Here is a 12220-nt window from a genome sequence, read left to right on the forward strand (position 1 = left end):
GACAACAGGTTACGCGACCCGGTCACATCCCCACCCCTCCCCGTCCCAGACCGGTTCGCGCGCGGCCAGCCATCCCCCAATGGCTGGCCGCAACTTTTTGGGCTATGCCGGCGCGGCCTCGGCGGCAGCCGGAGCCGCAGCCGACCGCGCGATCAGGGCGTAAGCAACGGGCACCACGAACAGCGTGAACAGCGTGCCGATCGACAAGCCGGTCGCGATGACGAGCCCCATGTTGTAGCGCGACACCGCGCCCGCCCCGCTCGCGGTGATCAGCGGAACGACGCCCAGCACCATCGCCGCGGTGGTCATCAGGATCGGCCGCAGCCGGATCGTCGCGGCCTCGATGATCGCGTCCGTCGCCGGCTTGCCCTCCAGGCGCAATTCGTTGGCCACCTCGACCATCAGGATGCCGTGCTTGCTGACGAGGCCCATCAGGGTGAGCAGCCCGACCTGGGTGTAGATGTTGAGGCTGGCACCGCCGATGCCGAGGCTGATGAAGATCAGGGCGCCGGCCAGCGACATCGGCACCGAGATCAGGATGACGATGGGATCGAGGAAGCTGTTGAACAGCGCGGCGAGCGCCAGGAAGATGATGATGACGGCGAAAGCGAACGTCGTGACGAAGCCGCCCGATTCCTGTTCGAGCTGGCGCGAGGCGCCGCCGTAGTCGATCGTATAGCCGACCGGCAGGGACTTCGCGATATCCTTGAGCGTGGCGAGCGCGCTGCCCATCGACACCGTCGGCATCGCGACGCCCGAGATCGTCGCCGCATTGATCTGCTGGAAGTGGTTGCGCGACTGCGGAACGGTCCTGTTCTCGAGATGCGCGACGGTCGACAGCGGCACCATCGAATTGTCGCTCGCCTTGATGTAATAGCCGAGCAGCTGATCGGCGTTGAGCCGCTCGTTCTGGCGGACTTGCGGAATCACCTTGTAGGAGCGGCCGTCCAGGCTGAAATAGTCGAGATAATTGCCGCCCAGCATGGTGGCGAGCGACCCGCCGAGGTCGCTCATCTTGAGGCCGAGGTCGCCGGCCTTGTCGCGGTCGAAGGTGACCATTGTCTGCGGCTTGTCGACCTTGAGATCGGTATCGAGGAAGATGAACTGGCCGCTCTTCAGCGCCTGCAACATGAAATTGCGCGAGACTGTGTCCAGTTCGTCGTAGGAGCCGGTGGTGCCGATCACGAACTGGATCGGAAGGCCGTTGCTGCCGGGCAGCGGCGACGGCTGGAAAGCGACCGTGCGCGTGCCGGCGATGGTGTTGAGCAGGTTCTGGAAGTCGGGCTGAAGCGTCTTCGTCGTCAGCGCGCGCTGCTCCCACGGCTTCAGCACCCAGCCGCTGATCACCTGCGTCGAGGTGTCTATCTGGAACACGGTGGCGGTCTCCGGCCGCTTGGCGATGAGGTCGTAAAGCTGCCGGCCATAGAACTGCCGTTGCTCCAGCGTCGCCGACGGCGCTGCGGTCGTCAGGGAGAGGATGACGCCCTGATCCTCGTCCGGTGCGAGCTCGCTGGTCGAGGTCGCATAGAGCCAGGGAATGCCGGCGAGCAGCAGCAGCGCGAACACGGCCACGACCGGCTTCATCGCGAACACGGCCTCCAGCCGACGCCGATAGGCGCTGGAGAGCCACTCCAGCACGTGATCGATCCGTCGCACCAGGCGCGCTTCCCAATGGGTCGCGTCGCGCTCGGTCCGGCGCAACAGCCAGGCGCAGTTCATCGGCGACAGCGTCAGCGCGATCACCGCGGATACGGTGACGGCACCGGCGAGCGTGAAGGCGAATTCGGTGAACAGCGCACCGGTAAGGCCGCCCTGAAAGCCCACGGGCACGTAGACCGCGATCAGCACGATGGTCATGGCGATGATCGGGCTCGCCAGCGCGCGGGCGGACTGGATCGCCGCCTCGACCGGCGACACGCCTTCGTCGATCAGCCGGTGCACGCTCTCCACCACGATGATGGCGTCGTCGACGACGAGACCGATCGCCAGCACCAACGCCAGCAAAGTCAAGAGGTTGATGGAGAAGCCCATCAGCAGCATCAGGCCGAACGTGCCGATCAGCGACAACGGGATGGCGATGACGGGGATCAGCACGGAGCGCCACGAGCCCAGAAACAGGAAGACCACGGCGATCACGATCACCACCGCTTCCAGCAGGGAGTGGATGACTTCGCTGATCGAGGAATTGACGAAGTCGGTGGAGTCGTAGAGCACCTCGCCGACCAGGCCGTTCGGCAGCTGCGCCTTGATATCGGGCAGGATCGCCTTCACACCGTTGATGACGTCGAGCAGATTGGCGGTCGGGGCCGCCTGGATGCCGATATAGACCGCGGTCTTGCCGTTGAAGCGCGTCTCGCTGTCGTAATCGTCGTTTCCGAGCGTGACGTTGGCGACGTCGCGCAGCCGGATGATCGCGCCGTTGACGGTCTTGACCACGAGGTTGCGGTACTGCTCCAGCGAATGCAGGTTGGTCGAGGCGGCGAGATCGACCTGCACCAGCCGACCCTTGGTGGCGCCGAGGCCGGAGATGTAATCGTTGCCGGACAGCGCGGTTGAGACGTCGCTCGCGGTGAGGCCATAGGCGGCCAGCTTGTCGGGATCGAGCCAGGCGCGGAGCGCGAACTTCTTGGCGCCGAGGAGCTCGGCGGTCTGCACGCCGGTGACGGCCTGGAGCCGCGGCTGCACCACGCGCGTCAGATAGTCGGTGATCTGGTTCGGCGCCAGCACGTCGCTGGCGAAGCCGATATACATCGCATCGATGGTCTGGCCGACCTTGAGCGTCAGCGTGGGCTGCTGCGTGCCGGTCGGAAACTGGTTCAGCACCGAGTTGACCTTGGCGTTGATCTCCGTCATCGCCTTGCCGGAATCGTAGTTCAGGCGCAGATTGACCGTGATGGTGCTGGAGCCCGTGACGCTATTCGACGTCATGTAGTCGATGCCGTTGGCCTGGGCGATGGCATTTTCCAGCGGCGTCGTGATGAAGCCGGCGATGATGTCGGAATCGGCGCCGGCATAGGTCGTCGACACCGTGACGATGGCGTTCTGGGTACGCGGATATTGCAGGATCGACAGCGTCGTCATCGAGCGCAGGCCGAGCACCAGAATGAGGGCGCTGACGACCAGCGCCAGGACCGGCCGGCGGATGAAGATATCGGTGAAGCGCATCTTGTCCTGAACTCGTTTCTCGCCACTCGTTGTTGCGGTATCGGCCGCGCCGTCGCCAAGCCTACTGATCGACCAAGTCTACTGATCGACGATGTTCGGCGCGGCTTCCGCCTGAGGCACGTGTGAATTGTCGATCTTCACCGGACTGCCGTTGCGCAGCTTCAGCTGGCCGGCGATGACCACGGTCTCGCCCGGCTTGATCCCATCGTTGACCGCGACGCGATCGCCCTTCGCGGGCCTCGTCTTGACGAACATCTGCCGCGCGGTGCCCTGCCCGTCATGGAGTTCGTCGACGAGGTAGACCAGATCGCCGTAGGAATTGCTGACGATCGCCGTCAGCGGCACGGTGACGACCTGCTCGGGCTTGCCGACCGCGATCTCGACCTTTGCGAACATGCCCGGCAGCAGCCGGGCCTCGCCGTTGCGCAAGGTGGCGCGAACCTGGACGTTGCGGCTGGCGGAATCCACCTTGGCATTGATCGCGGTGATCTGCCCGGTGAAGCGCTCGGCCGGGAAGGCATCGACTGCGACCGACACGTCTTGCCCGATGCGGATCGAGGCCAGCGCCTGCTGCGGCAGGTAGAAGTCGACATAGATCGGATCGAGACTCTGCAGCGTGACGATGCTGGTGCCGGCGGAGAGATACTGGCCGAGATCGACGGCGCGGATGCCGAGGCGCCCCGAGAACGGCGCCTTCAGCGACTTCTGCTCGAGGAGAGCCTTCTGCTGCTCCACCAGGGCCTGGGCGTTCTTCAGGTTCGCCTTGTCGCTGTCGACCGTCGCCTGGCTCACCGCATTGAACTTGATCTGCTCCTCGTCGCGCTTGAGCACGATGGCGTAGTTCTCGGCCGTGGCCTGCAACGAGCGGAGCTTGGCGACGTCGTCGGTCGCCACCAGCGACAACAGGGTCTGTCCCGCCGCGACGCTGTCGCCGGAGGTGAATTCGATGCTCTGCACGATACCGGCGACCTGCAGCGCGAGATCGGCGCCGTTCACCGCGCGCAGCGAGCCGACCGCGCTCAGGCTCGACTGCCAGGGCGCGTTGGCGGCCATCACGGTGGAGACGGTCTGCGGCGGATTGGCCATCGCGCCGATCGCCTTCCTGATCATGATCTCCTTGAAGGTCTGGAATCCGTACAGGCCGCCGAACAGGATCGCCATCCCGCACAGCATGATTGTCATCCGCTTCATCATCGCAACGCGTCCTCGGTCTTCTTGTCGGTGCCGGCGAAGTACCCGGCATTGGCGCGCGGCAGCGCGTCCGGTGTCTCGTCCATGCGATTCCACCATCCGCCGCCGAGCGCCTGGAACAGCGCGGCGGTGTCGGTGAAGCGGGTGGCCTGCGCCTTGATGCGCGACACCCGCGAATTCAGGTAGGATTGCTGAGCGTTGATGACGTTGGCGTAGGGCACCGCCCCGGTCTTGAACTGCTCGACCGCCATCGCCAGGCTGTCCGCCGTCGCCTTCTCGGCCGCGGCCTGCGCCTTCAGCGTCGCCGCGTCGTACTGGATGGCGCGCAGCGAATCCGCGACGTTCTGGAACGCGGTCACGACCGTGCTCTTGTACAGCGCGAGATCCTGCTCGAACGCCGCCACATCGGCCTCCTTGGTGTGGTACAGCGTGCCGCCGTCGAAAATCTTCTGGCTGACGCTGGAGGCGGCGCTCCAGACGATCGTGTCGGGCGAGAACAGCCGCTCGGGGCCGCTGGCGCCGTAGCTGCCGGAGAGCGTGAGCTGCGGCAGCAGGTTGGCGATGCCGACGCCGACTGTCGCCGTCGCCTGATGCAAGGTCGCCTCGGCTTGGCGGATGTCGGGGCGCTGCCGCACCAGCGCCGAGGGCAGCGACACCGGAAGCCGTGGCGGCAGGCGCAGCTCGGCGAGCCTGAGATGCTCGCCACGATCCTGGCTCGGCAGCCGCCCGAGATAGGCCATCAGCTGATTGCGTTGCTGCGCCAGCTGCTTCTGGAGCGGCGCCAGCGTCGCCCTCGACTGTGCCAGCGTGGCTTCCTGCGACAGCACGTCGGACTTCGAGATCGCGCCGATTTCGAACTGGTGCTGGATGCGTGCGAGCTGGTCCGACTCCGCCTTGATGATCTCCTCGGTCGCGAGGATTTGATCGCGCAGCGAGGCATCCGTGATCGCGGCCGTCACCACGTTGGCGGTCAGCGCCAGATACGTCGCTTCGAGCTTGAACCCCTGATAGTCGGCCTGGGCTTGCAGCGCCTCGACCTGCCGTCGCGTGCCGCCCCAGAGGTCGAGCGCGTAAGACACGCTTACGGACGCGTTGTACAGCGTATAGGTCGAGCCTTGCGCGGGCCATTGTCCCGACTGCGCCGTCGTCACCCGGTCGCGCTCCGCCGAGGCGCTGCCGCTGACCTGGGGAAACAGGCCGCCCTGCTGCGCCAACGCGTTTTCCCGTGCGTAGCGCAACGCGAACTGCGCCGCCTGCACGTCGGGATGGTTGCGGATGGCCTCTTCGACGAAGGCGTTGAGCTGCCGCGAGCGGAATAGCGCCCACCAGGCGCCGGGAATGTCCCTGCCTGTTTCGAAGCCCTGAGAATTGCCGCCGGGCACCGGCGCACTCGTGGTGGCGGCGGGACGCTGCTCGCGCGTGTAGCCGTGCACCAGGGGGCCGGCCGGCGACCCGAAGTCCGGGCCGACGGCGCAGGACGCCAGCAGAACGCCGCAGAGCGAGACGCCGGTCCAGGCCACGGCCCGCGCCGGGCGCCGCCCTCCCGCGATGAAGGGGACGAGTCCGGATCTGCCAGAAAGAGGAGCTGCCAAAGAACTAAACCGTTTAGTTTTTTCCCGAATGGCTGTATGCTGCGCGTTGGAACCAAAAGTCAAGTCGTAGAGTTACCGGGTTCATGACAACAACAGTGCATAAGACGCAGACGCGAGAGACCAGAGAGCCGGCCGATGCAAGTCAGAAGCCGCGCGCTCTCGCGAAGCACCGCCAGATTCTCGACAGCGCCCGCGTCCTCTTTCTCGATCAGGGCTTCGACGCCACCAGCATGGACGCGATCGCACGCGAGGCCGGCGTGTCGAAGGCGACGCTCTACGTCCATTTCGACGACAAGGACGATCTGCTGCTGGCGCTGGTGAGCGAGGAGTGCAAGCGCTTCGGGCCGAAGACGCTATGGCGCGACCACGGCGGCAGGATCGATCTCCGGGCGGAGCTCCACGCCATTGGCACGACGTTCCTCGAAGCCTTTCTCGACCAGCGCGGGCTTGCCGTGCACAGACTCGTGATGTCCTGCGCCTCGCGCCATCCGCGCGTGGCGGAAGTTTTCATGAAGTCGGGACCGGAGCGCTGCGACACCGAAATGGCCGCCTTCCTGCGTGCAGCGCAGGCCCAGGGCCTTCTCGACATTCCCGACATCGGCATGGCCGCGACGCAATTTCTCAGCCTGATTCAGGGCAAGGAGATCCTGAAATGGACGCTCTCGATGAAGGCGCCGAGCCCGGCCCGCCATCGTGCGCTGATCGAGAATGGTATCAACGTGTTTCTCGCGGCCTATGAGCGACGTCCCACCGCCGTGAAGCAGACGCGGCGAAGGCCGGCGAAGGCACCTGCACGCCGCTAGGAACGAGACAACAGGTTTACGCGACCCGGTCACATCCGCACCCCTCCCCGTCCCAGACCGGTTCGCGCGCGACCAGCCATCCCCCAAAGCCAGCCGCAACTTCTTTGGCGCCTTGTCACGCAGGATAGGAGTGGCCGCCTCACCAGCCGGAACGGCGCTGTTGACTAGTCCGCCGGTTGCTTCATTGGGTAATGGCACAGGCAATCACGAGGAACTGCCATGACGTCGTTCCGCCCCGTCATCGCGTTGTCCAGGGGTCTCGAAGTCCTGCGGGTGATCAACCAGGAACGGCAGTCGACCGTCGGCTCGCTGCACAAGGCGACAGGGCTGAACAAGGCAACGATCGTCCGCATGCTCGAGACGCTGGAGCATGAAGGCTATGTGATGCGTCGTACCGAGCCGGCCAGCTACGCGCCCACGGGACGGGCGCTGCTGCTCAGCGCGGGCTATGACGAGCCCACCTGGATCGGCGGCATCGCCGAACCCATCCTCAACAAATTCCGCAAGCAGATCCACTGGCCCTCAGACATTGCCGTGCTCGATCAGGAATCCATGGTCATCGCCCACACGACGCGGGTGGACGGGTCGCTGCTGTTCAGCCGGCCGCCGGGTTTCCGCTTTCCTGTTCTGGGCACCTCGATGGGGCGCGCCTATCTCGCCTTCTGCGAGCCAGCCGAGCAGGAACGCATCGCCGCACGTCTTGCCCTCAGCCCAGAGCCCTGGAACGATCTGGCGCGCAACCCCGACAAGCTCGCCAAGACGCTGCGCACGATCCGCAAAGCCGGATTTGCGGTCATGGACGACAGCTACAGCCGCAGCATCTTCGGCGGCGCGGTCTGGGCGCTTGGCGTTCCCGTTGCGCTTCCGAACCGGCTGTTCGGCAGCATGAACGTGATGATGCTGCGCGAAGCGGTCACTCCCGAGGACGGCATACGCCGCTTCGTGCCTCAAATGAAGAAAGTCGCCTCCGCACTGGCGGAGGCGCTCGGCGCCAAGCTCGCCGCACCAGGCACGTCATCCCTCCGCCGCAAGTAGCCATTTCATACAGTGAAACGATATTTTGATTTCTTGACGCACTCTCCACCCCATGTGACACCTCGGTCCGGCGGCTGCGCTGCCCAATGACACAGGGAAAAGGGGGAAGCCGAAGTGTGGACATCCACGAGAATTCTGGCGGCCGCAATTGCATGCCTGACGCTGGCTGCCACTGAGACGGCTTGGGCCGACGCCTGGCCGACCCGGGCGATCAGGATCGTCGTCTCCACGCCGCCAGGCGGCATCACCGATGCCTTCGCCCGCGCCTACGGCGATTACATCTTGCAGAAGCTTGGGCAGCCCGTGATCGTCGAGAACAAGACCGGGGCCAGCGGCGCGCTGGCGGCGCAATTGGTGAAGGACTCGCCACCGGACGGCTACACGCTGATGTACACGATCTCGTCCACCCTGCTCGGTAACCGGTTGCTGCTGAAATCGCTGGCCTATGATCCCGACAAGGATTTCACCATCGTCGCGCTCACGCCTTCGGGCCATCTGCCGCTGGTGGTCCATTCTGCCACCAATGCAAAGACGATCGAAGAGTTCGTCGCTTATGCGCGGCACAACAAGGTCACGGCCGGCTCATACGGGATCGGCTCGTTCGCGCACATTGCGATCGCCGAACTCAACCGCCAATTCGGTCTCGACATTTCCATCGTGCATTACCGCGGCGAAGCGCCGATGTGGCAGGATTTTGCCGCCGGGGTGATCCAGGCGGCCGTCGGGAGCTATCAGGCCGCGCTTCCGGTGCTCGATACCGGCGTCGGCCGCCCGATCGCCGTGCCGACACCGGTGCGCATGAAGAAGCTGCCCGAGACCCGGACGTTCGCCGAGCAAGGCGTCACTGGGAATGTCTTCCAGCTCACGAGCTTTACCGCGCTGGTGGCGCCTGCGGCGATGCCAGCAGACCGGATCGACCTGCTCGCCAAGCTGATGGTCGAAGGCGGCAAGACGGAGCGCGTGCAGAAGCTGCTCGATGCCTTCGGGGTCGACTCCCCGGCAATGGATCGCGCATCCTCGATTGCGCTCTACCAAAAGGAAGGGCCGGTCTGGCTCGACTCGATCAAGACTCTCGGGTTGGAGCCGCAATAGATTCCCGCACCGTCACTCCCGCGGCCTGCGCCGTTGTCGCTCACGCACCGAGCACGTCCGCGAGCCGCAGCTCGTCGGGCACGGGGTCCTTCAGAAACAGCTCGGCTTCGATCTCGTCCAGATGCGACAGCATCTGCGCGCGCGCGGCCTGCTTGTCGCGTTTGCGAATCGCGGCGACGATGCCGGCGTGATGCTCGGTGCCGCAGGCCGGCGTGTCGTGGCGGCGGTAGAGCAGGATGATGAGCGAGGAGCGCGCGATCAGCTCCTTCAGGAAGCCGAGATAGATGCTGTGGCCGCTCATCTCCGCGACCAGACGGTGAAACTCTCCGGAGAGCCGGACCGAGGCTCGGGCATCGCCGCGCAGCTCGGCCTCGCGTTCCTCGGCAAGATGCTGCTGGAGGCGATCGATCCAGTCCGGCGTCACCGCATCGATGGCGTGATCGACGATGGTGGGCTCGATCAGGCGGCGCGCCTCGAACACTTCGCGGGCATCGGCCGGCGTCGGCCGCGCGACGAAGGCGCCACGGTTCTTCTCGATGTTGACGATGCCCTCATGCGCGAGCTGCTGAAGCGCGGTGCGGACCAGCGTGCGGCTTGCGCCGTAGATCTCGCCGATCTCGTCCTCGCCGAGCTTGGTGCCCGGCAGCAGACGATGCTCGAGGATCGCGGCGGTCACACCCTCCCGGATGCGGCTGACGCGATCGTTCGCATCGGGCGCGTCGGATTTGCGGCGGGGCTTGGCGGCCATGAGTCCGAGATTGGGCTTGAGTGCTCGATCGACGACATTCGCTTTCGAATGTTAGTCGACGAGCTGTATGCAATCACAGGCGAAAGTTTATACAATCCTCGCCCGTTTTGTGTGCAGACGGCTGCACACAGAGCGGGCGGGACCGAGGCGCCGGATTCGATCTAACGATCTGACTCCGCTGCACAGTTTCGCAATTCGACCGGCAAGGCGGCGGTTGGCACGGACCTTGCGGAGAGAGCGGCAGCACCGCCCCTCCTTGGACACGCCATGGCCACTCCCGCCGCTCTCGAACTGGTCGCCGTCACCAAGCGCTATGACACGACGCTGGCGGTCGACACCGTCAATTTGAAGATCCCGGCCGGCACCTATTGCTGCCTGCTCGGTCCGTCCGGCTGCGGCAAGACCTCGACCTTGCGCATGATCGCGGGCCACGAGGCCGTCAGCGAGGGCGACATCATCCTGGGTAGCCAGAACGTCACCGACCTGCCGCCGGCCGAGCGCGGCACCGCGATGATGTTTCAGTCCTACGCGCTGTTTCCGCATCTCTCCGTGCTCGACAACGTCGCCTTCGCCCTGAAGATGCGCGGCATCGACAAGACGACGCGCCACAGGCGCGCCGGCGAATTGCTGGAGCTGGTGGCGATGAGCCAATATGCGGGCCGGCTGCCGGCGCAGCTCTCCGGCGGCCAGCAGCAGCGCGTCGCGCTGGCCCGCGCGCTGATCACCGAGCCGCAGATTCTCTTGCTCGACGAGCCGCTTTCCGCCCTCGATCCGTTCCTGAGGGTCAGGATGCGCGGCGAGCTGAAGCGATTGCAGCGCGAGCTCGGCATCAGCTTCATCCAGGTCACCCACGGCCAGGAAGAGGCGATGGCGCTGGCCGACCACATCGTGGTGATGAACCACGGCCGGATCGAGCAGCAGGGCACGGCCCGCGACATCTTCCACCATCCCCGCACCGAATTCGTGGCGCGCTTCATCGGCGGCCACAACGTGCTCAGCGACGCCGGCAAGCTCATCGCCGTGCGCGCCGATCAGCTCGGCATCGCGCCGTTTGCTGACGGCGCCTTCGGCGCGCCGGCGCTGCTGACCCAGACCGAGTACCAGGGCTCCTACATCGCCGTCTCGCTCACGCTCGACGACGGCACCGCCCTGTTCTCCCACGTTCCCGAAGCCACTTTCGACGTCCACCCGTTCCGTCCGGGCGATCGCGTGCTGGCGACCTGGGATCCCGCCAAGGCGCAACGCCTGCAATAGCGCCCTTCATCTTGGAACATGTGCAACACTAGAGGAGTGAGGGAAATGACCGAGACGACCAGGAAGACCGGCCTCAACCGCCGTACGCTGCTCAAGGGCACCGCAAGTCTTGCCGGCCTCGCCGCCGGCTCCGGCGCCATCACCGGCTTTCCCTATGTGAAGTCGGCCGATGCCAAGGTGCTGCGCTATCTCGGCACCGCCGTGAACGAGGGCGACGACATCGCCAAGCAGTGCCTGAAGGACACCGGAATCAAGATCGAATACATCACCGCGACCACCGACGACGTCACCAAGCGCGTGATGACCCAGCCGAACTCCTTCGACGTGCTGGACACCGAATATTTCTCGCTGAAGAAGATAGTGCCGTCGGGCAACATCCTTGCGCTCGACGCCAGGAAGATCAAACAGTTCGACAACATCACGCCCGTCTTCACCAAGGGCGAGACGCCCGGCGGCAAGAAGATCGGCGGCCAGGGCACGGCACCCTGGAAGGTGCTTTACCTCGAAGGCAAGGACTCCAAGAAGTTCGCGACGTCGGCGACCGAATTCGTGACGCTGATCCCGACCGTCTACAATGCCGACACGCTCGGCATCCGGCCCGACCTGATCAAGCGGCCGATCAGTTCCTGGTCCGAGCTGCTCAACCCCGAATTCAAGGGCAAGGCCTCGATCCTCAACATCCCTTCGATCGGCATCATGGATGCCGCGATGGTCGTTGAAGCCTCCGGCAAGTACAAATATGCCGACAAGGGCAACATGACCAAGGACGAGATCGATCTCACCATGAAGGTGATGACCGAGGCCAAGAAGGCCGGCCAGTTCCGCGCGTTCTGGAAGGACTTCAACGAAAGCGTCAACCTGATGGCTTCGGGTGAGACCGTGATCCAGTCGATGTGGTCGCCGGCGGTCACCAAGGTGCGCTCGATGGGAATTCCCTGCACGTTCCAGCCGCTCAAGGAAGGCTATCGCTCCTGGGCCTCCGGCTTCTGCGTCTCCAAGGGCGTCTCGGGTCCCAAGCTCGAATGGGCCTATGAGTTCGTGAACTGGTTCCTGTCCGGCTATGCCGGCGCCTATCTCAATCGCCAGGGTTACTACTCCGCCGTGCTCTCCACCGCGAAGGCGCATATGGAGCCCTACGAGTGGGCCTATTGGATGGAGGGCAAGCCGGCCGAGAAGGACATCAAGGCGCCCGACGGCTCGCTGCTCGAGAAGGCAGGCGCGGTGCGCGACGGCGGCTCCTACGAGGACCGCATGGGCGGCGTCGCCTGCTGGAACGCCGTGATGGACGAGAACGACTACATGGTCCGCAAGTGGAACGAGTTCATCGCGGCGTAACTGAC

The 12220-nt window shown here is 65.0% G+C and carries 9 protein-coding genes; 5 read left to right on the top strand and 4 right to left on the bottom strand.

Annotation, left to right across the window (positions count from 1 at the left end):
• Window positions 1–102: 102 nt before the first annotated feature.
• The 3 genes from AC066S_RS20135 to AC066S_RS20145 all read right to left on the bottom strand — a co-directional run bounded on the left by AC066S_RS20135 (window position 103) and on the right by AC066S_RS20145 (window position 5876).
• Window positions 103–3165, bottom strand: a complete 3063-nt coding sequence (locus AC066S_RS20135; RefSeq protein ID WP_478270442.1) for an efflux RND transporter permease subunit — start codon at window positions 3163–3165, stop codon at window positions 103–105.
• A 78-nt stretch (window positions 3166–3243) separates the two neighbouring features.
• On the bottom strand, window positions 3244–4359 hold the full coding sequence (locus AC066S_RS20140) for an efflux RND transporter periplasmic adaptor subunit (protein ID WP_235885074.1): 1116 nt from the start codon (window positions 4357–4359) through the stop codon (window positions 3244–3246).
• A complete protein-coding gene (locus AC066S_RS20145) occupies window positions 4356–5876 on the bottom strand; it encodes an efflux transporter outer membrane subunit (protein WP_478270443.1) in 1521 nt (506 codons plus the stop codon). Before AC066S_RS20145 ends, AC066S_RS20140 begins: the two co-directional genes overlap by 4 nt.
• Before the next feature lie 167 nt (window positions 5877–6043).
• Here AC066S_RS20145 and AC066S_RS20150 point away from each other — a divergent pair, with 167 nt between their 5' ends.
• The 3 genes from AC066S_RS20150 to AC066S_RS20160 all read left to right on the top strand — a co-directional run bounded on the left by AC066S_RS20150 (window position 6044) and on the right by AC066S_RS20160 (window position 8878).
• Window positions 6044–6751, top strand: a complete 708-nt coding sequence (locus AC066S_RS20150; protein ID WP_478270444.1) for a TetR/AcrR family transcriptional regulator — start codon at window positions 6044–6046, stop codon at window positions 6749–6751.
• A gap of 219 nt (window positions 6752–6970) precedes the next feature.
• The gene (locus tag AC066S_RS20155; RefSeq protein ID WP_126257877.1) at window positions 6971–7786 is read left to right on the top strand and encodes a helix-turn-helix domain-containing protein; all 816 of its coding nucleotides are present in this window, start codon (window positions 6971–6973) and stop codon (window positions 7784–7786) included.
• 114 nt (window positions 7787–7900) lie between these two features.
• Window positions 7901–8878, top strand: a complete 978-nt coding sequence (locus AC066S_RS20160) for a Bug family tripartite tricarboxylate transporter substrate binding protein (RefSeq protein ID WP_478270445.1) — start codon at window positions 7901–7903, stop codon at window positions 8876–8878.
• A gap of 40 nt (window positions 8879–8918) precedes the next feature.
• Here the strand turns inward: AC066S_RS20160 and AC066S_RS20165 are convergent, their stop codons facing one another.
• A complete protein-coding gene (locus AC066S_RS20165) occupies window positions 8919–9626 on the bottom strand; it encodes a GntR family transcriptional regulator (RefSeq protein WP_126257875.1) in 708 nt (235 codons plus the stop codon).
• Between the two features lie 267 nt (window positions 9627–9893).
• Between AC066S_RS20165 and AC066S_RS20170 the strand changes: the two genes are divergently transcribed.
• Together AC066S_RS20170 and AC066S_RS20175 are read left to right on the top strand one after the other, a co-directional pair.
• Complete coding sequence (locus AC066S_RS20170) at window positions 9894–10880, top strand: ABC transporter ATP-binding protein (RefSeq protein WP_126257874.1); 987 nt, start codon at window positions 9894–9896, stop codon at window positions 10878–10880.
• Between the two features lie 45 nt (window positions 10881–10925).
• Window positions 10926–12215: an ABC transporter substrate-binding protein gene (locus AC066S_RS20175; RefSeq protein WP_135169260.1), complete on the top strand. Its 1290-nt coding sequence runs from the start codon at window positions 10926–10928 to the stop codon at window positions 12213–12215.
• Window positions 12216–12220 lie beyond the last annotated feature (5 nt).

Source organism: Bradyrhizobium sp. CFUWI, assembly GCF_056429085.1.